The sequence below is a fragment of the Phenylobacterium sp. genome, from assembly GCF_036563285.1.
In the GTDB taxonomy this organism is placed as follows: domain Bacteria; phylum Pseudomonadota; class Alphaproteobacteria; order Caulobacterales; family Caulobacteraceae; genus Phenylobacterium.
Genome location: NZ_DATCMR010000011.1, coordinates 45,717 through 67,856, shown reverse-complemented (window position 1 = coordinate 67,856; position 22,140 = coordinate 45,717). Strand labels below are relative to the sequence as shown.

The following is a 22,140-nucleotide window of genomic DNA, read 5'->3' as shown; positions in this document are numbered from 1 at the left end:
TTCCGGCCCTGCGCCTGGTTGTGGCGTAGGTCCATGCTTGCTCCGGAACAAGGAAACGGGGCGCCCCGCGGGAGCGCCCCAGCCGTCGGCGCTAGTGCTTGGTGTTCCCGTTGATCGGGATGCGCTTCACCCGCTGTTCGGCTTCCGCCGAGCGGGGAAGGGCCACCGTCAGCACGCCCTTGTCGAAGGTGGCGTTGACGCGGCTTTCGTCCACGTCGCCCACCCGGATGCTGCGGGCGAACGAGCCGTAGTACCGCTCGCTGTAGCCGCGCTTCTGGTCCTCATGGCGCGCACGCTTCTCGCCGCGCACGGTGAGCACGCCGTCCTGCAGCGACAGCTCGACGTCCTTCTCGTCCATTCCCGGCAGTTCGGCGGTGAGCTGGTAGCCGTCCTGCGTCTCCGTCAGCTCGACGTGCGGCCAGGATTGCGGCATGCGCCCGCCGAGCAGGCCGAAGTCGCGGAAGGCGTCATCGAACAGCCGGTTCATCTCGCGATGCAGGCTGAGGAACGGGCTGAGCTCGGCGCCCTCCTGCCTCCACTGTTCGGACCTCTGGAGCCCCACCTCGCGGTCCTTGCGGCTCCAGGGGACAAGATCACCAAGGGTCATCTTCAATCCTCCGTTTCGCAATGCAGGTTGAGGTGCGCCCGGGGCGGTGACGTTGCGACTGGCGACAAACGCAAGCCCCGCGGCCCAGGCGCATGGCCGTCCGAAGACGGCGCTCCCTTAGCTGGGATTTAGTTCAGCGTTTTCAAGGGCTGCTTCGCACCTCCAGGCCTCTTGCGCCCGATTTCCAGGATCCTAAATGCGCTGCCCGAAGAACCTTTGCAGGAGCTTCGAGATGACCGACTTTGACCGTACCTACGCAGGCTCGGTCCGCGCCGGTCGTGCCGCTGTGGCCGTCGACGCGGGGCTGCGAGCCTTCATGCTTGGCGTCTACAACAAGCTGGCCCTCGGGCTGGTGCTCTCGGCAGCCGTCGCCTGGCTGACCTCCGCCTATCCGCCGCTTCGCGACCTGATGTTCGTGGTCGGGGCCGACGGGCGCCTCAGCGGGTTGACCCCGTTGGGCTGGCTGGTGGCGTTCGCGCCGCTGGCTGTCCTCCTGGTGACCGGCTTTGCCGTGCGCGAGCCCACGAGCCGCTCCGCCGGAGCCCTTTACTGGACGATCGTGGGGCTGATGGGCGCCTCCCTGGGCGTCCTGGCGCTCATCATACGGGCGCCTCCATCGCCTCCACCTTCCTGATCACGGCCGCCGCCTTCGGGGCCCTGAGCCTGTTCGGCTACACGACGAACAAGGACCTCTCCGGCGTCGGCGCCTTCCTGATCGTGGGCGTGGTGGGGCTGATCATCGCCTCGCTGGTGAACCTGTTCCTGCGATCGGAGGCTGTGGCCTTCGCGGTGAACGTGATCGGGGTCTTCGTCTTCGCGGGCCTGATCGCGTACGACACCCAGCGCCTGAAGCTGACCTACGACCAGGTCGCTGACCAACCCGAGAAGATGGGCGTCGCCACCAGCTATGGCGCGCTCAGCCTGTACATCAACTTCGTCAACCTCTTCCAATTCCTGCTGTCGCTCGCCGGCCAACGCCGGGCCTGAGCGCACGCCAGCGCAGGACGCCCGGGCTCCGCCGCCGCGGGGCCTGGGCACACTTTCCGTCAATAGCGAAAGGAGGTGCTCGAACGATGACGGAACGCACGACGCTATCCCGAGAGGAGCAGTGGCTCGCGTACGTGGCCATCGCCGTACTCACGGGCGCAATCGGGTTCGTGGTGTGGGCGATGTCTGCCGGCTGAGGAGGACCTGCTGATGAAGAAGGAACTCATCGCCCGGCTGGGATTGCTGGTTGACGAGGTCGGCGCAGCCGCCCTCCTCGTGCTCGGCGTCAGCGCCGCCTTTGCCACGGCCGCGCTGTTCATGGGGCTACGCTGACCCCGTCCGACTCGGGCTTCCAGAAGCGTCGGGCGCCTTGCGAGGCGCCCGGCGTCTACTAAATCGAGCGTAACCGTGACAGTTGGGGAGGCCAGATGCACACCATTCGTGTCGTGCCGGTCGAGGACTGGTGGGTCGTACGGTCCGACGGCATCGACAATGACCTCATGTTCAAGAGCGGGGCCCGCGCGGAAACCGCCGCGAAGCGCCTCGCGCAAGCCTTGGCCGCGGGTGGCGAGCCAGTGAAGCTCCACATCCATGCTCGGGACGGCAGCGTTGCGGGCCGCTTCTTGTGCCCGCCGCCGCCACCTACGCCCCGATCTGAGCGCCGAGAGCGCGCCCCTGACCTGGCGGCTGCATAGCAGCCGAGCCGGAGCGGTCGCTGCAGTGCCTAGAAGCGCGCCAGGATAACGTCGGCTTTCCACCCCCGGGGGACCTCGCCGAGGTCCGTTCAAGGACGGGCCTCACCACACCCGCGCATTGATCTCATGGCAGCCAGTCTGCCTGCCGGTCTCGGCAACTCACCGTGAGATCGATGGCCAGGAAGCATCTGACGATGCACCTGCGCATTCTCCTGTCCCAGGCGCGGCAAGGGCGATGGGACAGGCTGGCAAAGGGCGGCCCCCTACCGCAACGCAGTGCCCCTCGGCTTCATCGCGCGCCGCCCAGCCTGCCCCTGATCTCCGCCATCGCGCCCGCGCCGCCTCCACCGTCGCCGGTCGCCCGCTCGGCCACGTGTAACACGCCCCGTTCAGGCGGCGCTGAGCCTCACCAGCACCGCGCCTTCGGCGACCTGGTCGCCGGCCTTGACCGCGAGCTCCTCGACCCTCCCGTCGAACGGCGCGGTCATGGCGTGCTCCATCTTCATGGCCTCGAGGGTCAGCAGGGGCGCGCCCTTGGCGACCGTCTGGCCGGGCTTCACGACCACGTTGGTGACCTTGCCGGGCATGGGCGAGCGGACCTGGCCGTCGCCGGCGGCGCCCTCGGCCATGTCGGCGCTGGGCGGATGCAGGGAGAAGGCGATGGCCTCGCCAGCTTCGAAGACGACGATGTGGCCGTCCTCGTCGAGCAGGACGGAGCGCGGCTGGGCGTCGGGGCGGCCATGGGCCATCACCGGCTTGCCCTCCAGGAACAGGCGCACGCCGGTCTCCGGCGGGGCGTTGAGGCGGAAGCCGGCCAGGTCGCGCCAGGGCGACGGCGCCTCCTCGGTGACGCCGCTCTCCTCGGCGATCATGGCCGCCGCGGCCGCGGCCGCCAACGCCGCGGACGAGGGCTCGTGCGCGGCCGTCAGCTCCTCGAGGTTGCGCTCGATGAAGCCGGTGTCCACGTCGCCGGCGATGAAGCCCGGCTGCTCCAGGCAGCGCGCGAGGAAGCAGGCGTTGGTCTTGACCGGCCAGACCTCGACCGCGTCGCAGGCCTCGGCGAGATCGGCCAGCGCCTGCTCGCGGGTGTCGGCGTAGGCGATCAGCTTGGCGATCATCGGGTCGTAGAAGGGGGTGATCTCGCCGCCTTCGATGACGCCGGAATCGCAGCGCACGTTGTGCGGCAGGTGGAAGTGCTCCAGCCCCCCGGTGGAGGGCAGGAAGCCGGTCTGCGGGTTCTCGGCGTAGAGCCTCGCCTCCACAGCGTGCCCGGTGAGCGTGATCTGGTCCTGGCCGAGCGGCAGCAGCTCGCCGGCGGCGACGCGGATCTGCCATTCCACCAGGTCGAGGCCGGTGACCATCTCGGTGACCGGATGCTCCACCTGCAGGCGGGTGTTCATCTCCATGAACCAGATGCGGTCGGGCCGCAGGCCTTGCGACGCATCGGCGATGAACTCGACGGTGCCCGCGCCGACGTAGCCGACGGCCTGGGCCGCGCGGACGGCGGCGGAGGTGACCGCCTCGCGGGTGGCGGCGTCCATGCCCGGCGCGGGGGCCTCCTCGATCACCTTCTGGTGGCGGCGCTGCAGGGAGCAGTCGCGCTCGAACAGGTGGACGACGTTGCCGTGGCTGTCGCCGAACACCTGCACCTCGATATGGCGCGGGCGGGTGACGTAGGTCTCCAGCAGCACCCGGTCGTCGCCGAAGCTGGCGGCGGCCTCGCGCTTGGCGGCGGCGAGCGCGGCGGAAAATTGCTTAGGATCGTCGACGCGGCGCATGCCCTTGCCGCCGCCCCCGGCGACCGCCTTGATCAGCACCGGATACCCGATCCGCTTGGCCTCCTTGGCGAGCCGCGCCTCGTCCTGGTCCTCGCCCAGGTAGCCCGGCGTCACCGGCACGCCGGCCTTCTGCATCAGCGCCTTGGCGGCGTCCTTCAGGCCCATGGCCCGGATGGCGGCGGGCGGCGGGCCGATCCAGGTGAGCTTCGCCTTGGCGACGGCCTCGGCGAAGTCGGCGTTCTCGGACAGGAAGCCGTAGCCGGGGTGGATGGCATCGGCCTTGGCCTGTTTGGCGGCCTTGATGATCTTCTCGCCCACCAGGTAGCTCTCGCGGGCGGGCGCGGGGCCGATGCAGATCGCCTCGTCGGCGTCACGGACGTGGGCGGCGTCGGCGTCGGCCTCGGAATAGACGGCGACGGTGCGCAGCCCCAGCCGGCGGGCGGTGGCGAAGACGCGGCGGGCGATCTCGCCGCGGTTGGCGACGAGGATGGAAGTGATCTGCTTCGCCACGGTCACATCCTGAAGATGCCGAAGGTGGTCTCCGGCACCGGCGCGTTCAGCGCTGCGGAGATGGAAAGGCCGAGGACGTCGCGCGTCTGGACGGGGTCAATGACGCCGTCGTCCCAGAGCCTCGCGGTCGCATAGTAGGGGTTGCCCTCGTCCTCGTACTTCTGCCGGATGGGGGCCTTGAAGGCCTCCTCCTCCATTTTGCTCCACTTGCCCGCGTCGCGGTGCACGGTGGCGAGGACGGAGGCCGCCTGCTCGCCGCCCATGACCGAGATGCGGGAGTTGGGCCAGGTCCACAGGAAGCGCGGCGAGTAGGCCCGGCCGCACATGCCGTAGTTGCCGGCGCCGAACGAGCCGCCGATCAGGACGGTGAACTTCGGGACCTCGGCGGAGGCGACGGCGGTGACCAGCTTGGCGCCGTCCTTGGCGATGCCGCCGGCCTCGTACTTCCCGCCGACCATGAAGCCGGAGATGTTCTGCAGGAAGACCAGCGGGATCTTCCGCTTGCAGGCGAGCTCGATGAAATGCGCGCCCTTCAGCGCGCTCTCGGAGAACAGCACGCCGTTGTTGGCCAGGATGGCGACCGGGTACCCCCAGATCCGGGCGAAGCCGGTGACCAAGGTCGTCCCATAGAGCGCCTTGAACTCGTCGAAGTGGGAGCCGTCGACGATGCGGGCGATCACCTCGCGCACGTCGTAGGGGGCGCGCACGTCGGTCGGCACGATGCCGTAGAGGTCCTCCGGGTCGTAGGCCGGCGGGACCGCCTCGCGCAGGTCCGTGTCGACGATCTTGGTGGTGTTCAGGTTGGCCACGATGCTGCGCACGATCGCGAGCGCGTGCTCGTCGTCGGCGGCCACGTGGTCCACGACGCCGGAGCGCCGGCCGTGGGTGTCCGCGCCGCCGAGCTCGGTGGCGGAGATCACCTCGCCGGTGGCGGCCTTCACCAGCGGGGGGCCGCCGAGGAAGATCGTGCCCTGGCTCTCCTCGCCGGCGCCGCGGACGATGACCGTCTCGTCGCTCATGGCCGGGACATAGGCGCCGCCGGCCGTGCAGGAGCCCATGACGCAGGCGATCTGGGCGATGCCGTCGGCGCTCATCCGGGCCTGGTTGTAGAAGATCCGCCCGAAGTGCTCGCGGTCGGGGAAGACCTCCGCCTGGTGGGGCAGGTTCGCGCCGCCGCTGTCGACCAGGTAGATGCAGGGCAGGCGGTTCTGGATGGCGATCTCCTGGGCGCGGAGATGCTTCTTCACGGTGATCGGAAAGTAGGCCCCGCCCTTCACCGTGGCGTCGTTGGCGACGACCATGCACTCGCGGCCGGAGACGCGGCCCACGCCGGTGATGATCCCCGCGGCCGGCGCCTCGTCGCCGTACATGCCGCCCGCGGCCAGCTGGCCGACCTCCAGGAACGGCGACCCGGGGTCCAGCAGGCGCATGACCCGGTCGCGCGGCAGGAGCTTGCCGCGGCCCGTGTGCCGCAGGCGGCTCTGCTCAGGCCCGCCCAAGGATGCCGTAGCCGCCTTCTGGCGCAGCTCCTCCACCAGGGCGCGGTTCACCTTGGCGTTTTGGGCGAAGGCGGCGGAGCCCCGGTCGACCGCCGTCTGAAGCTTCCTCATGCGCTGGCCTAAGCCGTCTTTTCGAGGGCGAGGTCAAGCTCTGCGATCATCTGCTCGCGCATGGCGAACTTCTGCACCTTGCCGGTGACGGTGGTGGGAAAAGCTTCCACGAACCGGATGTGCCTTGGAATCTTGTAGTGGGCGATCTGGCCGCGGCAGAAGTCGCGGACGGCCTCGGGCTCCACCGTCTCGCCGGGCTTCAGGATGATCCAGGCGGCAAGCTCCTCGCCGTACTTCCTGTCGGGGATGCCGATCACCTGCACGTCCTGGATGGCCGGGTGGCGGTAGAGGAACTCCTCGATCTCCCGCGGATAGATGTTCTCGCCACCGCGGATGACCATGTCCTTGATCCGGCCGACGATGTTGCAGAAGCCCTCGTCGTCGAGAGTGGCCAGGTCGCCGGTGTGCATCCAGCCGCCGGCGTCGATGGCGTCGGCGGTCTTCTCCGGATCGTCCCAGTAGCCGATCATGACGGAGTAGCCGCGGGTGCAGAGCTCCCCGGGGGTCCCGCGCGGCACGATGCGGCCGGCCTCGTCGACGATCTTCACCTCCAGGTGCGGCTGGATCCGCCCCACCGTGGAGACCCGCCGCTCCAGGCTGTCGTCGAAGCTCGATTGGAAGCTGACGGGCGAGGTCTCCGTCATCCCATAGGCGATGGTCACCTCCGGGGCGTGCATCCTGTCGATGACCTGCTTCATCACCTCCACCGGGCAGGGGGAGCCCGCCATCACCCCGGTCCGCATGGACGTCAGGTCGAATTTCTCGAAGTCAGGATGGCTGAGCGCGGCGATGAACATGGTGGGCACGCCGTACATGCCCACGCACCGCTCCGCCTCGATGGCCTCCAGGGCCGCGCCCGCGTCGAATCCCTCGCTCGGATAGACCATCGTCGCCGCGTGCGTCAGGCAGGCCAGGTTGCCCATGACCATGCCGAAGCAGTGGTAGAGCGGCACGGGGATGCACAACGGCTCGCCCTCCGCCAGCCGGATGGCCTCGCCGACGAAGTAGCCGTTGTTGAGGATGTTGTGGTGGCTGAGCGTCGCCCCCTTCGGGAAGCCGGTCGTGCCGCTGGTGAACTGGATATTGATCGCGTCGTCGAACTGCAGGAGCGCGCCGATCTCATCGACCCGGGCCCGGTCCGCCGGCCCGCCCGCCTTCAGCGCTTGGCCGTAGGGCAGGCAGCCGGCGTGCTGGTCGTCACCTAAGGTGATTACGAGCTTGAGGTGCGGCAGCCGCTTCGCCGCAAGCTTCCCGGGCGCCGCGCCGGCCAGCTCCGGCGCCAGCTCGCGCAGCATGCTCAGGTACTCGCTGGTCTTGTGGCGGATTGCGGTGATCAGCGCCTTGCAGCCCACCTTGTTCAGCGCGTACTCGGCCTCGCTCGTCCGGTAGGCCGGGTTGATGTTGACCAGGATCAGACCCGCCTTGGCGGTGGCGAACTGGGTGACCGCCCACTCCGCGCAGTTGGGCGCCCAGATGCCGATCCGGTCGCCCGGCTCCAGGCCCAACGCCACGAGCCCCGCCGCGAGCGCATCCACCTGGTCCTTCAGCTCCGCCCAGGTCCACCGCACTCCCTGGTGCCGAACGACCAGGGCGGGGACGTCCGGATGGGCCGCCGCCGTCTCGTCGAAACACGCCCCGATCGTCTTGCCGATCAGGGGCTTGTCGCTGGCCCCGTGGACGTAGCTCAGCATCGCGTTCCTCCCGCGTTTGGGCCACCTCATCATCTTTGGGCTTCGATCTCCAGCCGCTCGCATGGCAGAGATGCGCCGTGAGCGAGACCTTTCCCGAGATCCGTGAGGCGGTGCGGCGGCTGTGCGCCCGGTTTCCGGGGGCTTACTGGCGTGACCTGGACCGGGAGCGGGCCTATCCGACGGAGTTCGTACAGGCGCTGACCCAGGCCGGGTTCCTGTCGGTCCTGATCCCCGAGGAATACGGCGGGTCGGGACTGGGGCTGGGGGCGGCGACGGCGGTGCTGGAGGAGATCCACCGGTCGGGCTGCAACGGGGCGGCCTGCCACGCCCAGATGTACACCATGGGCACGATGCTGCGGCACGGGACCGAGGCGCAGAAGCAGGCTCACCTGCCGAAGATCGCGTCGGGCGAGCTGCGGCTGCAGGCGTTCGGGGTGACGGAGCCCGACGCCGGCACCGACACCACCCGCATCACCACCTTCGCCCGAAAGGAAGGCGACAAGTACGTCGTCAACGGACGGAAGCTGTGGATCAGCCGCGCGGAGCACTCCGACCTGATGGTGCTGCTCTGCCGGACCACGCCCAGGGACCAGGCGGCCAAGCCGTCGGACGGCATGAGCGTGCTGCTGGTCGACATGCGGGAGGCGGTGGGAAAGGGGCTCACCATCCGGCCGGTGCGGACCATGTTGAACCACGCCACCACGGAGCTCTTCTTCGAGGATCTGGAGGTGCCGGCGGAGAACCTTATCGGCAGGGAAGGCCAGGGCTTCCGGCACATCCTGGACGGCATGAACGCCGAGCGGATCCTGATCGCGGCGGAATGCATCGGCGACGCGAAGTTCTTCATCGAACGGGCCTCGGCCTATGCGAAGGAGCGCGAGGTGTTCGGCCGGCCGATCGGCGAGAACCAGGGGGTGCAGTTCCCGATCGCGCGGGCCTACGTCCAGATGACGGCGGCGGCGCTGATGGTGGACAAGGCCGCGGCTCTGTTCGAGGCCGGCGAGCCCTGCGGGACCGAGGCCAACATGGCCAAGCTGATGGCCTCGGAGGCCAGTTGGTATGCCGCCGACATGTGCGTGCAGACCCACGGCGGCTTCGGTTTCGCCGAGGAGTACGACATCGAACGCAAGTTCCGGGAGACGCGGCTCTATCAGGTGGCGCCGATCTCCACGAACCTCATCCTCAGCCACGTGGCGACGCACGTGCTGGACCTGCCGAAGAGCTTCTGATGACCGAAACGATCAAAGTCGAAGAGGCCGCGCCCGGCGTGGTGGTGCTGGCCTTCAACCGCCCGGAGGTGGCGAACGCCCTGTCGACGAAGATGGGGGAGGAGCTGCGGGACGCCTGGCGGGACCTCGCGGGCCGCGCCGACGTGCGCTGCGTGGTGCTGACCGGCGAGGGCAAGCACTTCCAGGCGGGCGCCGACCTGAAGGAGCGCAACGGGATGACGGACGAGGCGTGGGCGGCCCAGCACGTCATCTTCGAGGACATGGTCTCGGCTCAGCTCAACTTGCCCGTTCCGGTCATCGCCGCGGTGAACGGTGCGGCGATGGGCGGCGGGTGCGAGATGACCCTGGCCTGCGACTTCGCCTATGCGGCCGACACGGCGCGGTTCGGCCTGCCGGAGGTGAGCCTGGGGATCATGCCGGGGCTGGGCGGCACCCAGCTGCTGGCGCGCTCCGTGGGCGAGCGGCGCGCGATCGAGATCCTGGTCAGCGGACGGCCGCTGACCGCGCAGGAGGCGCTGGAGGCGGGGATCGTCAACCGGGTGGTCCCGGCCGATCAGCTGCTCGCCGCGACCCTGGAGACGGCGGAGCGGATTGCCTCCAACGCACCGCTTTCCGTGCGGGCGCTGAAGAAGGTCGTGCGCAAGGGCTATGGGCAGCCGCTGGAGGCCTCCATGGAGTTGGAGCTCGGCGAGTACTACCGCCTGTTCAAGACCGCCGACCGCCGGGAAGGCGTGGCCAGCTTCAACGAGAAGCGCAAGCCCGCCTTCCGCGGCCAGTAGCCTACTCCGCGGCCAGCAGCACCCGCGGCGGGGCCACGTCCATCTCTGCCTGCAGACGGGAGAGCTCGCGGGCGAGCGGCAGGTGCACCGGGCGGCGGCCCTGCTCGTCGGCCGGGCCCAGGAGGCCGGTGGGGCAGATGCGGGCGTCGTTCCAACCGGGATAGTTGCAGATCGGGTAGAGGCAGATGCCCTGCACCGGCACGCCCGCTTCGCGGGCGGCCTCCACCTCGCCGGCCACATAGTGGATCCAGGCGGAACGGGCCGAGCCCTCGGCGCCGGTCTCCGCCACGATCACCGGGCGGCCGTAGCGGCTGGCGATATCGGTCAGCATGGTCGAGAACGGACGCCAGGAGTGGTGGCCGAGCGGCACGAAGTTGCCGGCCGGGGTCCACTGGTTGTGCGAGTAGAAATTCAGCCCGACGATGTCGAGGATCTCGGGACGGCCGCCGAGCTCCGGATCGCGCCGGCCGGCCAGCATGTCGAAGACTTCCCACTGGGCTTCGGCGACGTGGCGGGCGTGGTCGAGGTCGTCGGCGCCCATCGATTGCGGGACGATGTGCACGCAGGGCTCGCACCACAGGACGCGGGCGCGCGCATCGACGCGGCGCACGGCATCGGTGGCGGCGACGGCCGCGCGGATCAGCTGGCGCTTCAGCTCGCCGCCCTGGCCGCGGGCGTAGGGCGCCCACTCGCCCTGGTCGCCGGCCATATAGGCGAAGTAGGAGATCTCGTTGAGCGGGCACCAGATCGGCGGCTCGTCGGAGTACTCGGCCTGCACCTTGGCGGCGGCTTCGGCGAAGGCGGCCATGCGCTCGACGAACGCCGGCGACCAGATGTCGAGCCAGTCAGGCGTGCCGTAGTGCCAGAGATCCCAGATCACCTGGACCCCGGCCTCTTTGGCGGCCTTCAGCATCGGCCGCCAGCTGGACCAGTCGTACTGGCCGGGGGCCTTCTCGATCAGGTGCCAGCGCAGGCCGTCGCGGACGGTCCTGAGGCCGTGGGCCGCGACGGCGGAATAGTCCTGGCGGACCAGCCGGTCGTGACCCTGCCAGACGAGCGAGTCCACCCGCGCGCCGTCGCGGCGCCGCTGGGTGGCGCAGTCGAACCCGCCCATGAAAAAGCTCTCGAACGGCGTTTCGTGCGCGCGGTCCATAGTCCAACTCCTGGAGAAGGACGCACACTTAGGCGCGCGGTCGGCGCAGGGGAGCTGGCATTTGGGCGCAGGGCGAAAGCGTCCGGCTCCGCTTGCGTTTTCGGATTGGCCGCCTAGGGAGCTTTGCTATGGGCGGCCAGCACCGCCGCCGGGACGCGCGCGACGGTGATGTGCTTGGGCCCGTCGCCGCCCTTCAGGCGCGCGACCTCCTTCCGCTCCGGGATCGAGATCAGGGAGACCTCGTCGCTCCGGGTGTTGGCGACGATGCAGGTGCGGCCGTCGGCGGAGACCTCCGACCAGCCCGGCGCGTCGCCCACGGGGATGGTGACCATCAGGGTGAGCTCCGGGGCGCGGACCAGGGCGGCGTAGTCCGACGCGCGGCCGGCGATGCAGATCGTGCGGCCGTCGGGGGTGAGCGCAAGGCCGTGGTGGATCGCCTCGAAGTCCCAGTCGGCGGCGGTGACGCCGGGCTTAACCGGCAGCTCCAGCCGCTTGGTGATCCGCTTGGCAGTGAGGTCGTAGGCGACGACGGCGTGCTCGTTGGAGAGCTGGGCGTAGAGGCCCTTCTCGTCCGGGCGCATGGCCCAGGGGCGGATGCCCTTCTCGAAGCGGATGCGGTCCTTCACCTGCAGGCTCGCCGTGTCGGCGACGGTGAGCTGGTAGGCCCAGCCGGAGCGCTCGGAGGGCTGCACGGCGTCGCGCTTCTCCAGCGGGACGTTCATGTCGCCGATGCTGGAGTTGAAGACGGTGCGGCCGTCCTTCGAAACCTGGTTGTCGTGCGGATAGACGCCCGTGACGATCTTGCCGGTGATCTCGCCGGTCCTGGTGTCGAGGCGGTAGGCGAGCGCATTGGTCAGGGCGGAGACGAACAGGTGCTTGCCGTCCGGCGTGATGGTCATGTGGTCGGCGCGGACGGTGTTCAGCGGCCGCATCCAGAGCATGCGCCCGGTGGCGAGGTCGAAGGCCGCCACATCGCCCAGGTAGCCGCGCGAGACGTAGAGGGTGCGGCCGTCCGGGGAGACGTCGGTGTCCTGGGCGTAGTTGGGCGTGCCCGGGCGCTGGACCTTGGTCTTCTCCGGATTGACATCGATCTCACCGAGGACCCGCCGGCCGGCGACATCCACCAGGCTCACGGTCCCGCCCTCGGCGTTGGCCACGAAGGCGATCTCGCGGCCCGGTCCCTGCGCCTGTGCCGAGCCGGCCAGCAGGGCCGCGGCCAGGGCTGCAATGATACGCATGCGTCCTCCCCCAACTTTTCTTCGGGTGCATGGTGGAGCGTCTTGCCGGGCCGGTCTACTCAGGGGGTGTGAGGATGCCCCCGCCCGACGAGAGCCTGATCGCCCGCAAGGGGGAGATCGTCCGCGCCCTGCGCAAGATCGTGCGCGGCGAGGGCGTGGTCAGCGACGCCGACGCCCTCGTGCCGTTCGAGAGCGACGGGCTCTCCGCCTACCGCCAGACGCCGATTGCCGTGGTGCTGCCGGAGACGGTGGAGCAGGTCTCGATGGTGCTGGCTTGGTGCCAGGCGGCCGGGGTGAAGGTGGTGCCGCGCGGGGCGGGGACGTCGCTGTCCGGCGGGGCGCTGCCGCTGACCGACGGCATCGTGCTCGGCATGGCGAAGTTCAACCGCATCCTGGAAGTGGATTACGACAACCGCTGCGCGGTGGTCCAGCCGGGGGTGACCAACCTGGCTATCACCCAGGCCGTGCAGGCCGACGGCTTCTATTATGCCCCCGATCCGTCGAGCCAGATCGCCTGCACGATCGGCGGCAATGTGGCGGAGAACTCCGGCGGCGTGCACTGCCTGAAGTACGGGCTGACGACGAACAACCTGCTCGGCTGCGAGATCGTGCTGATGAACGGCGAGGTGGTGCGGCTGGGCGGCAAGGGGTTCGACGCGGCCGGGTACGACCTGCTGGGCGTGGTCACCGGCTCGGAGGGGCTGCTGGGCGTGGTCACCGAGGTGACCGTGCGCCTGCTCCCGAGACCGCAGACGGCGAGGGCGCTGCTCCTGGGGTTCCCCTCGGTGGAGGCGGCGGGCGCGACGGTGGGGGACATCATCGCCGCCGGCATCATCCCGGCGGGGCTGGAGATGATGGACAAGCCGGCGATCGTGGCGGCCGAGGCCTTCGTGGGCGCCGGCTACCCGGTCGACGCCGAAGCCCTGCTGATCGTCGAGCTCGACGGGCCGGAGGCGGAGTGCGCGGAGCTGGCCGGCCATGTGCGGGCGCTGGCCAATGCGCGCGGCGCAGACTTCATCCGCGTGTCGCAGAGCGAGGCGGAGCGGCTGGCGTTCTGGGCCGGGCGCAAGGCCGCCTTCCCGGCGGTGGGGCGGATCGCGCCCGACTACTATTGCATGGACGGCACCATCCCGCGCCGCCAGCTGCCGTTCGTACTGACGCGCATCTACGAGATGGCGCGGACCTATGGGCTGGGGGTGGCCAACGTCTTCCACGCCGGCGACGGCAACCTGCACCCGCTGATCCTCTACGACGCCGACAGGCCAGGCGAGCTGGAGCGGGCAGAGGAGTTCGGCGCGGAGATCCTGAAGCTGTGCGTGGCTGTCGGCGGGGTGCTGACTGGCGAGCATGGAGTCGGCGTGGAGAAGCGCGACCTGATGGGGGAGATGTTCGACCCCACGGACCTCGCCTGCCAGCAGCGGCTGAAGTGCGCCTTCGACCCCGACGGCCTGCTCAATCCGGGGAAGGTGTTCCCCACGCTGCACCGGTGCGCCGAGCTCGGGCGCGTGCACGTCCACCGCGGGAAGCTCGCCTTCCCCGAGCTGCCGCGGTTCTGAGATGCTGGATGTGGCGCCGGTGCACGTGAAGCCGCGGACGGCGGAGGCGGTGCAGGCCGCCATCGCCGAGGCCGGGGCGGCCGGGCGGACGCTGGAGGTGGTCGGTGGCGGCACGAAGCGCGGGGTCGGGCGGGTGCGCGCCGACGGCGTGCTCTCGCTGGAGAAGCTGGACCGGGTGATCGACTACCAGCCCGAGGAGCTGGTGCTGACCTGCCACCCGGGCGCGCGGCTCGCCGACCTGGAGAAGCTGGTGGCGGCGGAGGGGCAGATGCTGCCGTTCGAGCCGCCGCATCTCGGCAAGCTGCTGGGCGCGAAGGGCAAGTCGACGGTCGGCGGCGCGGTGGCGGCGAACCTGTCGGGGCCGCGGCGGATCAAGGCGGGCGCGGCGCGGGACCACGTGCTGGGCTTCGCCGGGGTGACCGGGCGCGGCGAGGTGTTCAAGGCCGGCGGCAAGGTGGTGAAGAACGTCACCGGCTACGACCTCGGCAAGCTGATAGCGGGCTCGTGGGGCACGCTGGCGGTGATGACCGAAATCACGCTGAAGGTGCTGCCGGCGGCGCGGGCCGAGCTGACGCTGATGTTCTTCGGGCTGGACGACCGCAAGGCCAACGAGGCCCTGACGAAGGCGCTGGGCTCGCCCGCCGAGGTGTCGGGCGCCTGCCACCTGCCCGCGTTCGCCGCACGGCGGCCGCCGCTCAAGGCGGACATGTCGGTGACGGCCATCCGACTGGAAGGTTTCGAGGCCTCCGTGTTCGCGCGCGCCGAGACGCTGGCGGTCCTGCTGAAGCCCTTCGGACGGCTGCAGCAGCTGGACGCCGAGCACAGCCGCGACTTCTGGGGCCATGTCCGCGACGTGCACGCCTTGGTGGGCGATCCGCGGCCGCTGTGGCGGGTGTCTCTGCCGCCGGCCGGCGGCTGGAAGCTCTCGGGCCAGGTCGCGGGCGAGATGCTCTACGACTGGGCCGGGGGGCTGGTCTGGCTGCTCAGCGAGGCTGAGCCCGGCGAGGTCCGCGCCGCCGCTCGCGCGCTCGGCGGCCACGCCAGCCTGTGGCGCGGCGCGGGGTCGGCCTTCGCGCCGCTGGAAGGGCCGCTCGGCGGGCTGACGGCGCGCGTCAAGGCGGCGTTCGATCCACTGGGCGTTCTCAATCCGGAGCGGCTGGCATGAGGACCGAGTTCACCGCCGCCCAGCTCGGTGATCCGGAGACGGCGGCCAGCCACGCCAACATCCGCCGCTGCGTGCACTGTGGCTTCTGCACCGCGACCTGTCCCACCTATGTGCTGCTGGGCGACGAGCGCGACAGCCCGCGCGGGCGGATCGAGCTGATCCGCACCATGCTGGAGAAGGACGAGGCGCCGTCGAAGGCGACGGTCACCCACATCGACCGCTGCCTCTCGTGCTTGGCCTGCGTGACCACCTGCCCGTCCGGCGTGGACTACGCCCAGCTGATTGACCACGCGCGCCATCACATCGAGGAGACCTACCGCCGTCCGTGGCCGGAGCGCCTGCTGCGCGCGGCGATCCCGGCCGTGCTGACGAAGCCGCGGCGCTTGCGTTTTGCGCTGGCGCTCGGCCGCCTGGCGCGGCCGCTCGCGCCGCTGTTCCAGCGCTTCAACCTCGCCCCAGTGGCCGCGCTCCTGGAGCTCGTGCCTGAACGGCAGCGCCGCGAAGGGCTGCGCGAGAAGGCCGGCGCCAACAACCGCGGCCGCGTCGCCCTGCTGCAGGGCTGCGTGGAGCCGGCCATGGCGCCCTCGATCCGCGCCGCCGCCGCGCGGCTGCTGACCCGCATGGGCTTCGAGGTGGTCGACGTGAAGGGCGAGGGCTGCTGCGGCGCGCTCTCCGAGCACCTCGGCCGCGCCGACGAGGCCGCCGCCCTGGCGCGGAAGAACGTGCGGGCCTGGGAGCAGGCGGGGCCGCTGGTGGCGGTGGTCGCCACGGCGGCCGGCTGCGGGACCACGCTGAAGGGCTACGACCGCCGGCTCGGCGCGGCGGGCGCCGAGGCCGCGGCGAAGGCCCGGGACATCCTGGAGTTCGTCGCCGAAGCCGGCCTGCCGCCGGTGGTCCGGCCAGGCGCCATGGTCGTCGCCTACCACGCCCCCTGCTCGCTGCAGCACGGGCAGAGGATCAAGGCCGCGCCGGCCGCCCTGCTCGCGGAGGCGGGGTTCGAGGTGCGCGAGCCGGCCGAGGCGCACATCTGCTGTGGCTCGGCGGGTGTCTACAACGTCCTGCAGCCGAAGCTCGCCGGCGAGCTGCGCGAGCGGAAGGCCGCAAACCTGGCGGCGACCAAGGCCCGCGTCGTCGCGGCCGGCAACATCGGCTGCATCGCCCAGATCGCGCCGGCCCTCGACCTGCCGGTGATCCATCCGGTCGAGCTGCTGGACTGGGCGACCGGCGGCCCGGAGCCCGCGGCGCTGGGCGCCGCGGCTCAGGGGCCGAAGCGATAGATCGCGCGAACGCCGACTTCCCCGAGCCCGGGGTTCTGTTCGCCGAACAGTTGCCCGTGGCTCAGGTGCAGCCAGGAGAGCTCGATGCCTAGCCGCTCGGTGGCCTGCCAGCCGACTGCCAGCTCCAACTGGGCCAGGACCCTGGAGCCCAGGTCGAGGTCGTTGCGCTGCAGGCGCAGTTTCTGCTCGGCGACCGTGATGCCGGGCTCGAAGGGGCTGGGCAGGTCGACCTCGCCGGAGTGCACGGCGACGCCGATGCCCGGCCGCACATAGAGGGTGTCGCCGAAGCGCCAGGACACCCCGGCCGCCGCATAGTTGATGCCGCCCGCGGTGTTCACCGCGCCCATCACATGCGCCTGAGGCCTGCCGATGAACGAGAGCGCGTCGATCCGCTCGGTGCGGAAGCCGCCGATCACCTGGGCGCCGCTCTCGGCCGTGTGGCCGATGGAGATCTCGTCATCGATGTCGTGCGCGTAGGCCCCCAGGAACACCTCGCCGGCCACCGCCGGTGCGGGAAGGGCCAGCACGGCCGCAATGGCCCAGGCGGCAGCTCTCATTTGGCGTCCCTCGTCACGCGTGACGAATGGCTCAGCCTAGCTGCGGTTCCACGGGTGTAAGGAGGCGAGCCTCGCTCAGGCGACGGCGTACAGGTCCGCGGCAGGCCGTTCCACCGGGATGGGCGCCTCGGCGCCGCCAGCCCCTTTCGGCGGCCGGCGCGACGTCACGAACGCCTCCCAGTCCGGCGGAAGGTTCCCACCGGGGTGGCTGGGCTGACGGATGCTGAAGGACCGGAGACGGTCGAGCAGGTGGTCGAGCGTCTCGTCCGAGCCTACGAGGTCGGCTTTGAACTGTCGGTGCTGCATACCGCCGTTATATGCTTTTCTGCGACCCAACGCCACACCTTAAGTTACGCTTGGTTAATAAGTTCGCGATTCGGAGCGCCCATGGCCGAGATCCACGCCCTGAAGATCACCTTCGAGGGCAAGCTCAAGCCGGGCGAGCCGCCCTGGATGTGGGCCATCATCGATATCTCCCTGGAGGACGAGACCCGTATCCATCCGACGGTGCAGGTGGCCGTGCCGGTGCCCTTCGAGGGGCAGGGCGTGTTCGAGATGCGGGAGATGGCCTGGGCGGCGGCGCAGGACATGCTGCGCCAGGCGCTGGCGGCGGGAGAGGGCAAGACCGCCGAGCAGCTTTCCATCGCCCAGGGCTAGCGTTGCCGCGGCGTCAGCGGCCTAGCCTTCTCGCGGGGGAATGAAGGGAAACGCGATGAAGCTCTACAACTCGATCGGTCCCAATCCACGCGCCGTCACCCTGTTCATGGCCGAGAAGGGGATCGACATCCCGCGCGCCGAGGTCGACCTGATGGCGGGCGAGAACCGCCGCGAGCCCTATCTGAAGGTCAATCCGGCGGGCCAGATGCCGGCCCTCGAGCTGGACGACGGAACGGTGCTGACCGAGATCACCGCCGTCTGCGAGTACCTGGAGGAGCTCAATCCCGAGCCGGTCCTGATCGGCCGCACGGCGGAGGAACGCGCCCGCACCCGGATGTGGACGCGGCGCGTGGACCTGAAGGTCTGCGAGCCCATGGCCAACGGCTTCCGGTTCTCGGAAGGCCTGAAGCTTTTCGAGGGCCGCATGCGCTGCCTGCCCGAGGCCGCGCCCGGCCTGAAGGCGGTCGCCCAGGACGGGCTGCAGTGGCTGGAGGCCAATTTCGAGGGGCCGTACCTCGTGGGCTCCCGCTTCAGCCTCGCCGACATCCTGCTGTTCAGCTTCCTGGAGTTCGGCGCGCGGGTGGGCCAGCCCCTGGATCCCGGCCTCGCCAAGATCAACGGCTGGTACAAGAGGGTCAGCGAGCGCGAAAGCGTTACCGGCAAGGTCCCCGCCTAGCCCACGTTGCGGCTGCGCCCTTCCCAGTAGGGCTTGCGCAGCTCGCGGCGGAGCACCTTGCCGGAGGGGTTGCGGGGCAGGGCGTCGATGAAGTCGACGGACTTCGGCGCCTTGAAGCCGGCGATCCGCTGGCGGGCGTAGGCGATGATCGCGTCGGGGTCCGGGGAGGCGCCGGGCGCACGTACGCAGATCGCCTTCACCGCCTCGCCCCAGCGCTCGTCGGGCACGCCGATGACGGCCGCGTCTGCGACGCCCGGGCAGCCCAGGATCGCGTTCTCCACCTCGGCCGGATAGACGTTCTCGCCGCCCGACACGATCATGTCCTTCACCCGGTCGTGGACGAAGAAGAAGCCGTCCTCGTCCCTGAAACCGGCATCGCCGGTGCGCAGCCAACCGTTGGAACGGATCGTCTCGGCGGTGGCTTCGGGCCGGTTCCAGTATCCCGCCATGACCATAGGCCCACGGATCTCGATCTCGCCGATCTCGCCGGCGGGCAGCTCGGCGCCGTCCTCGTCGGCGATCCGCACCCCCATGCCGGGCCAGGGCTTGCCGCAGGAGCGCATCAGCTCGCCGCGGTGCTCCTCGGGCGCCAGCGACGTGCCCGCGCCGGTCGTCTCGGTCATGCCGTAGAACTGGATGAAGCCGCAGCCGAACCGGGCTGTCGCCGCCGCCAGCACCGCCTCGGAGATCGGCGAGGCGCCATAGGCCACGCTCTTCAGGCTGGAGAAGTCGGTGGCCTCGACGCCTGGGGTCTGCAGCAGGACATTGATCATGACGGGCGCGAAGAAGACGTGGTTCACCCGCTCCTGGGCGATGATCCGCAGCACCTCGGGCGGGTTGAATTCGGCCATCACCACCACGCGGGCCCCGGAGGCCAGGGCGGCGAAGCTGATGTTGGTGCCGGCCACGTGGAACAGCGGCATCAGGATCAGGGCGGTGTCCCGCGCCCCGTAGGAGAAGCCCGGCACCTCGTGCCGCAGGGACAGGAAGGCCGAGTAGTTGGCGTTGTTGAGCCGCACGCCCTTCGGAAGGCCGGTGGTCCCGGAGGTGTAGAGCTGCAGGACATCGTCCTGAGGAAGCGGCTGGGTGAGCTGCGGCTCCGGAGCGGCGTCACGCAGCGCCTGATAGCTGTCGAACCCCGAGAGCTCGCCGTACACCGCCACGATCCGGATCGGCCGCTCGATTTCGGCCAATGTCGCCTGTGCAGCGGCGAAGAACTCGGGCGTCACGAAGAAGAGGTCCGCGCCGCTGTCGTTCAGGATGAAGGCGATCTCCGGGACAGCCAGGCGCGAGTTGATCGGCGCCAGACAGGCCCGCGCCTTCGCAGCCCCGAAGAAGATCTCGTACCACTGCTCGCAGCTGCGGCCGAGCCAGGCCACCCGGTCGCCCGGCTTCACGCCCAGCGCCTGCAGCATGCCGGCCGCTCGGTCCGATCGCTCTTCGAGCTCCGCATAGGTCACGGCGCGGCCCTCGAACGCCACCGCCACCGCGTCGCCGCGGCCGCGCGCATGCACGCGCGGAATGTCGGTGAGGAGGGTGATCTCGTCGGCCATGTTTCCTGCCCCAGCTTTTGCCGGAGCTTAGCCGAGCCGAGGCGACCTCAGGAAGGGACTCAGCCCTGGCCGTACAAGACCAGGCCCGACAGGTCCTGCAACGGGCCTGACCGATGCAGCTTGTCGGTCGCCCGGCCGCGGGCCCCCTGGGGGACACGATGAATTCGGGTAGCTCCGGGCCGCGTGCCGCCGCGGACCGGCTTGTAGAGCCTACGCATGACCATCTCTCCAGACTAGCGCCGCTCCAACCGTGACCGTTGGGCGATTGTTCCGCTTGTTCGTTGATTTCGGAACGCAGCGGGGGGTGGGCGCGTAGAACCGGCCAGCCGATGAAGATCGCGACCCTCAACATCAACAATGTCGTCAAGCGGCTGGACAACCTGCTCGCCTGGCTCGACGCGTCGCGGCCGGACGTCGTCTGCCTGCAGGAGACCAAGGTGGTCGACGCCCTGTTCCCGGCCCAGGCGCTGGCTGAGGCGGGCTATTCGTCGGTCTTCAAGGGCGAGCGGACGTACAACGGCGTGGCCCTGCTCGCCCGCGGGGTCGAGCCGGTGGTGACCCGCCGCAGCCTGCCCGGGGACGCCGACGACGCCATGAGCCGCTACATCGAGGCTGCGGTGGGCGGCGTGCTGATCGGCTGCATCTACGCGCCGAACGGCAATCCCGTGCCGGGACCCAAATTCGGCTACAAGCTGGCTTGGCTGGAGCGGCTAAACCGCCATGCCCAGGGGCTTCTGGAGGCCAGCGTGCCGGTGGCTCTGGTGGGCGACTTCAACGTCGTGCCCACCGACTTCGACATCTACCGCCACAAGTCGCGGGGTCGCGATGCGGTGATCCAGCCGGAAGCGCGCGCCGCCTTCCGTCGCCTGCTCGACCAGGGCTGGACCGACGCGTTGAGGACCCTTCACCCGGACGACCCGCAGTTCACCTTCTGGGACTATTTCCGGGACGCCTGGGGCCGCGACGCCGGCATGCGCCTCGACCACTTCCTGCTCAGCCCGGCGTTGGCCGGCCGGCTGAAAGCCGGCGGTGTCGATCGCTGGGCGCGCGGCGAAGAGGGCGCCAGCGATCACGCGCCGGCGTGGATCGAGCTGAAGCCGAAAAGGGGCGCCGCCCGCCGGTAGGGCCAGCGGGCGGCTAAGCAGGTCCCTTGGCTAGTGCGACGGGCCCTGCGTCTGCTCGCGGCCAGGCTCGACGCCGGAGCGTACGGGACTGTCCACGGGCTCGGAGAGATCGCCGTCCTGGCCGGAGGCGCTCTTCACTTCTGACTTGGCAGCGCCGTAGGCGGCCTGGGCGACGGTGCTCGCCTGCTGCAGGCCCTGTTGGGCGACTTCCTTCCCCTTCGACATGACCTTGTCGCGGGCGTCGCCCATCACGCGGTTCTCCGCCGCCGTCGCCGGGATCGCGGCGCCGATGGCCGCGCCGACGATCAGGCCGAGGCCGGCGATCAGCAGCGGCTCGCTCTCCAGGGTCTGGATGAAGGTCTGCTGCGCCTGCTGCCCGGCCTGGGCCGCGCGCTGGCGCACGGCTCCGGCGGCCGAACCCACGTGGTGCATGGCGTTGCGTCCGCCGTCGCCGACCGAGTGGGCCCCGCCGGCCAGCTTCTCCTTGGCGTCGGACAGCATGCCCGCCGCCTTGTCGCCAACGCCCTGGACCTTCTCCTTGAGGCCTGCGCCGGTCGAGCCGGAGTGGCTGGCGCCGTCATAAGCCGAGCCGTCCCACTCGGCGCCGTATTCCGCGCCTGGCGCGAACGAGCGCACCTCGCCGGAATACGAGCCGTAGCCGCCGGTCTGCTGCCTGTTGTTGCTCATCATCAGCCAGGCGAGGCCCAGTCCCATGACCGCGAGCGGCATGGGGTTGGCCTTGGCCTGCTCGGCGAACTTGGAGGCTACCTGCTGGCCGGTGCCACCCATCATCCGGGCGGCCTCGTCGAACATCTGGCCGGGGGTCATCTTCGACTTCAGGGCGTCGACGTCACGGTCGAGCTGGCTGCGGGAGGCTTCCACTTCGGCCTCGATGTCTGCTGAGGTTCTGTTCATCGGACCTGTTCCTTCACGAATTGGGCGTCCTTGGAGATCTGGCGGCTGACGCGGTCAGGGGTGAGCGCCGCGGGCTTCACCTTCTGGGCGGCGCCGCGCACCAGGGTGAAGCCGATCAGGCCCGCCACCACGCCCACCAGGAGCGCGGCCCAGAACGGGTCCATGAACTTGCTCAGGCCGATGACCACGGCCGCCATCAGGGTGAGGAAGCCGCCGAGCAGCAGGGCCGCGCCGATGCTCATCGTCGCGCCCGCCTTGGCGGCGTCGGAGATCTTCTCCGAGACCTCGGTGCGCACGAGCAGGGATTCCTTGCGGACGAGGTTCGCAAGGTCGCTCGTCACCGCCGAGAGGATCTCGGGGATCGATCGTGCGTCGTTGTCCAT

21 protein-coding genes and 1 pseudogene are annotated in these 22,140 nt (G+C 70.0%); 11 read left to right on the top strand and 11 right to left on the bottom strand.

Going from position 1 to position 22,140, the window contains the following annotated elements; genetic code table 11:
• Window positions 1-91 precede the first annotated feature (91 nt).
• Window positions 92-607, bottom strand: a complete 516-nt coding sequence (locus VIL76_RS11020; protein WP_332045079.1) for an Hsp20/alpha crystallin family protein — start codon at window positions 605-607, stop codon at window positions 92-94.
• A 232-nt stretch (window positions 608-839) separates the two neighbouring features.
• Between VIL76_RS11020 and VIL76_RS11015 the strand changes: the two are divergent.
• The 3 genes and pseudogenes from VIL76_RS11015 to VIL76_RS11005 all read left to right on the top strand — a co-directional run bounded on the left by VIL76_RS11015 (window position 840) and on the right by VIL76_RS11005 (window position 2,289).
• Window positions 840-1,594: pseudogene (locus tag VIL76_RS11015) on the top strand (Bax inhibitor-1/YccA family protein).
• A 210-nt stretch (window positions 1,595-1,804) separates the two neighbouring features.
• Window positions 1,805-1,927, top strand: a complete 123-nt coding sequence (locus VIL76_RS11010; protein WP_332045078.1) for a hypothetical protein — start codon at window positions 1,805-1,807, stop codon at window positions 1,925-1,927.
• Between the two features lie 95 nt (window positions 1,928-2,022).
• Complete coding sequence (locus VIL76_RS11005) at window positions 2,023-2,289, top strand: DUF2188 domain-containing protein (RefSeq protein ID WP_332045077.1); 267 nt, start codon at window positions 2,023-2,025, stop codon at window positions 2,287-2,289.
• 389 nt (window positions 2,290-2,678) lie between these two features.
• Here VIL76_RS11005 and VIL76_RS11000 read toward each other — a convergent pair whose 3' ends face one another.
• From VIL76_RS11000 to VIL76_RS10990, 3 genes are read right to left on the bottom strand one after another with little or no spacing between them, the layout of a single operon-like run.
• Window positions 2,679-4,577: an acetyl/propionyl/methylcrotonyl-CoA carboxylase subunit alpha gene (locus VIL76_RS11000; protein WP_332045076.1), complete on the bottom strand. Its 1,899-nt coding sequence runs from the start codon at window positions 4,575-4,577 to the stop codon at window positions 2,679-2,681.
• A gap of 2 nt (window positions 4,578-4,579) precedes the next feature.
• Window positions 4,580-6,187 (bottom strand): carboxyl transferase domain-containing protein, encoded by a 1,608-nt coding sequence (locus VIL76_RS10995; RefSeq protein WP_332045075.1) that lies wholly within the window; start codon window positions 6,185-6,187, stop codon window positions 4,580-4,582.
• Window positions 6,188-6,195: 8 nt separating this feature from the next.
• Window positions 6,196-7,878: an AMP-binding protein gene (locus VIL76_RS10990; protein WP_332045074.1), complete on the bottom strand. Its 1,683-nt coding sequence runs from the start codon at window positions 7,876-7,878 to the stop codon at window positions 6,196-6,198.
• 77 nt (window positions 7,879-7,955) lie between these two features.
• Here VIL76_RS10990 and VIL76_RS10985 point away from each other — a divergent pair, with 77 nt between their 5' ends.
• Both VIL76_RS10985 and VIL76_RS10980 read left to right on the top strand, forming a co-directional pair.
• On the top strand, window positions 7,956-9,107 hold the full coding sequence (locus VIL76_RS10985; RefSeq protein WP_332045073.1) for an acyl-CoA dehydrogenase family protein: 1,152 nt from the start codon (window positions 7,956-7,958) through the stop codon (window positions 9,105-9,107).
• Window positions 9,107-9,886, top strand: coding sequence for an enoyl-CoA hydratase/isomerase family protein (locus VIL76_RS10980; protein ID WP_332045072.1), 780 nt, complete (start codon window positions 9,107-9,109; stop codon window positions 9,884-9,886). Before VIL76_RS10985 ends, VIL76_RS10980 begins: the two co-directional genes overlap by 1 nt.
• A gap of 1 nt (window position 9,887) precedes the next feature.
• On the opposite strand, the gene VIL76_RS10975 is transcribed toward VIL76_RS10980, so the two are convergent.
• Window positions 9,888-11,039 (bottom strand): hypothetical protein, encoded by a 1,152-nt coding sequence (locus VIL76_RS10975; protein WP_332045071.1) that lies wholly within the window; start codon window positions 11,037-11,039, stop codon window positions 9,888-9,890.
• Window positions 11,040-11,152: 113 nt separating this feature from the next.
• A complete protein-coding gene (locus VIL76_RS10970) occupies window positions 11,153-12,277 on the bottom strand; it encodes a hypothetical protein (RefSeq protein WP_332045070.1) in 1,125 nt (374 codons plus the stop codon).
• Between the two features lie 74 nt (window positions 12,278-12,351).
• Between VIL76_RS10970 and VIL76_RS10965 the strand changes: the two genes are divergently transcribed.
• The 3 genes from VIL76_RS10965 to glcF are packed head-to-tail and all read left to right on the top strand — an operon-like array spanning window position 12,352 to window position 16,275.
• A complete protein-coding gene (locus VIL76_RS10965) occupies window positions 12,352-13,833 on the top strand; it encodes an FAD-linked oxidase C-terminal domain-containing protein (RefSeq protein ID WP_332045069.1) in 1,482 nt (493 codons plus the stop codon).
• A gap of 1 nt (window position 13,834) precedes the next feature.
• Window positions 13,835-14,998, top strand: coding sequence for a glycolate oxidase subunit GlcE (glcE, locus tag VIL76_RS10960; protein WP_332045068.1), 1,164 nt, complete (start codon window positions 13,835-13,837; stop codon window positions 14,996-14,998).
• The gene (glcF, locus tag VIL76_RS10955; RefSeq protein ID WP_332045067.1) at window positions 14,995-16,275 is read left to right on the top strand and encodes a glycolate oxidase subunit GlcF; all 1,281 of its coding nucleotides are present in this window, start codon (window positions 14,995-14,997) and stop codon (window positions 16,273-16,275) included. The genes glcE and glcF overlap by 4 nt, the downstream gene beginning before the upstream one ends.
• On the opposite strand, the gene VIL76_RS10950 is transcribed toward glcF, so the two are convergent.
• Window positions 16,257-16,832: an acyloxyacyl hydrolase gene (locus tag VIL76_RS10950; RefSeq protein WP_332045066.1), complete on the bottom strand. Its 576-nt coding sequence runs from the start codon at window positions 16,830-16,832 to the stop codon at window positions 16,257-16,259. The two genes, glcF and VIL76_RS10950, sit on opposite strands and share 19 nt — an antisense overlap.
• Window positions 16,833-16,907: 75 nt before the next feature.
• Window positions 16,908-17,138 (bottom strand): hypothetical protein, encoded by a 231-nt coding sequence (locus VIL76_RS10945; protein ID WP_332045065.1) that lies wholly within the window; start codon window positions 17,136-17,138, stop codon window positions 16,908-16,910.
• An 81-nt stretch (window positions 17,139-17,219) separates the two neighbouring features.
• Between VIL76_RS10945 and VIL76_RS10940 the strand changes: the two genes are divergently transcribed.
• Together VIL76_RS10940 and VIL76_RS10935 are read left to right on the top strand one after the other, a co-directional pair.
• The gene (locus tag VIL76_RS10940; RefSeq protein WP_332045064.1) at window positions 17,220-17,489 is read left to right on the top strand and encodes a hypothetical protein; all 270 of its coding nucleotides are present in this window, start codon (window positions 17,220-17,222) and stop codon (window positions 17,487-17,489) included.
• A 55-nt stretch (window positions 17,490-17,544) separates the two neighbouring features.
• The gene (locus VIL76_RS10935; RefSeq protein WP_332045063.1) at window positions 17,545-18,165 is read left to right on the top strand and encodes a glutathione S-transferase family protein; all 621 of its coding nucleotides are present in this window, start codon (window positions 17,545-17,547) and stop codon (window positions 18,163-18,165) included.
• On the opposite strand, the gene VIL76_RS10930 is transcribed toward VIL76_RS10935, so the two are convergent.
• The gene (locus tag VIL76_RS10930; RefSeq protein ID WP_332045062.1) at window positions 18,162-19,718 is read right to left on the bottom strand and encodes a long-chain-fatty-acid--CoA ligase; all 1,557 of its coding nucleotides are present in this window, start codon (window positions 19,716-19,718) and stop codon (window positions 18,162-18,164) included. The two genes, VIL76_RS10935 and VIL76_RS10930, sit on opposite strands and share 4 nt — an antisense overlap.
• Window positions 19,719-20,047: 329 nt before the next feature.
• Here VIL76_RS10930 and xth point away from each other — a divergent pair, with 329 nt between their 5' ends.
• Window positions 20,048-20,842, top strand: a complete 795-nt coding sequence (gene xth / locus VIL76_RS10925; protein WP_332045061.1) for an exodeoxyribonuclease III — start codon at window positions 20,048-20,050, stop codon at window positions 20,840-20,842.
• Window positions 20,843-20,872: 30 nt separating this feature from the next.
• Here xth and VIL76_RS10920 read toward each other — a convergent pair whose 3' ends face one another.
• Window positions 20,873-21,757: a DUF3618 domain-containing protein gene (locus VIL76_RS10920; protein WP_332045060.1), complete on the bottom strand. Its 885-nt coding sequence runs from the start codon at window positions 21,755-21,757 to the stop codon at window positions 20,873-20,875.
• Entirely contained in the window at window positions 21,754-22,140 is a 387-nt protein-coding gene (locus VIL76_RS10915; RefSeq protein WP_332045059.1) for a phage holin family protein, read from the bottom strand. Before VIL76_RS10915 ends, VIL76_RS10920 begins: the two co-directional genes overlap by 4 nt.

What these genes read in the sequence shown, in the direction of transcription:
- VIL76_RS11020 (WP_332045079.1), bottom strand. Translation starts at nt 607, where the DNA reads ATGACCCTTGGTGATCTTGTCCCCTGGAGCCGCAAGGACCGCGAGGTG.
- VIL76_RS11010 (WP_332045078.1), top strand. Translation starts at nt 1,805, where the DNA reads ATGAAGAAGGAACTCATCGCCCGGCTGGGATTGCTGGTTGACGAGGTC.
- VIL76_RS11005 (WP_332045077.1), top strand. Translation starts at nt 2,023, where the DNA reads ATGCACACCATTCGTGTCGTGCCGGTCGAGGACTGGTGGGTCGTACGG.
- VIL76_RS10995 (WP_332045075.1), bottom strand. Translation starts at nt 6,187, where the DNA reads ATGAGGAAGCTTCAGACGGCGGTCGACCGGGGCTCCGCCGCCTTCGCC.
- VIL76_RS10990 (WP_332045074.1), bottom strand. Translation starts at nt 7,878, where the DNA reads ATGCTGAGCTACGTCCACGGGGCCAGCGACAAGCCCCTGATCGGCAAG.
- VIL76_RS10980 (WP_332045072.1), top strand. Translation starts at nt 9,107, where the DNA reads ATGACCGAAACGATCAAAGTCGAAGAGGCCGCGCCCGGCGTGGTGGTG.
- VIL76_RS10975 (WP_332045071.1), bottom strand. Translation starts at nt 11,039, where the DNA reads ATGGACCGCGCGCACGAAACGCCGTTCGAGAGCTTTTTCATGGGCGGG.
- VIL76_RS10970 (WP_332045070.1), bottom strand. Translation starts at nt 12,277, where the DNA reads ATGCGTATCATTGCAGCCCTGGCCGCGGCCCTGCTGGCCGGCTCGGCA.
- VIL76_RS10965 (WP_332045069.1), top strand. Translation starts at nt 12,352, where the DNA reads ATGCCCCCGCCCGACGAGAGCCTGATCGCCCGCAAGGGGGAGATCGTC.
- glcE (WP_332045068.1), top strand. Translation starts at nt 13,835, where the DNA reads ATGCTGGATGTGGCGCCGGTGCACGTGAAGCCGCGGACGGCGGAGGCG.
- glcF (WP_332045067.1), top strand. Translation starts at nt 14,995, where the DNA reads ATGAGGACCGAGTTCACCGCCGCCCAGCTCGGTGATCCGGAGACGGCG.
- VIL76_RS10950 (WP_332045066.1), bottom strand. Translation starts at nt 16,832, where the DNA reads ATGAGAGCTGCCGCCTGGGCCATTGCGGCCGTGCTGGCCCTTCCCGCA.
- VIL76_RS10945 (WP_332045065.1), bottom strand. Translation starts at nt 17,138, where the DNA reads ATGCAGCACCGACAGTTCAAAGCCGACCTCGTAGGCTCGGACGAGACG.
- VIL76_RS10940 (WP_332045064.1), top strand. Translation starts at nt 17,220, where the DNA reads ATGGCCGAGATCCACGCCCTGAAGATCACCTTCGAGGGCAAGCTCAAG.
- VIL76_RS10935 (WP_332045063.1), top strand. Translation starts at nt 17,545, where the DNA reads ATGAAGCTCTACAACTCGATCGGTCCCAATCCACGCGCCGTCACCCTG.
- VIL76_RS10930 (WP_332045062.1), bottom strand. Translation starts at nt 19,718, where the DNA reads ATGGCCGACGAGATCACCCTCCTCACCGACATTCCGCGCGTGCATGCG.
- xth (WP_332045061.1), top strand. Translation starts at nt 20,048, where the DNA reads ATGAAGATCGCGACCCTCAACATCAACAATGTCGTCAAGCGGCTGGAC.
- VIL76_RS10920 (WP_332045060.1), bottom strand. Translation starts at nt 21,757, where the DNA reads ATGAACAGAACCTCAGCAGACATCGAGGCCGAAGTGGAAGCCTCCCGC.
- VIL76_RS10915 (WP_332045059.1), bottom strand. Translation starts at nt 22,140, where the DNA reads ATGGACAACGACGCACGATCGATCCCCGAGATCCTCTCGGCGGTGACG.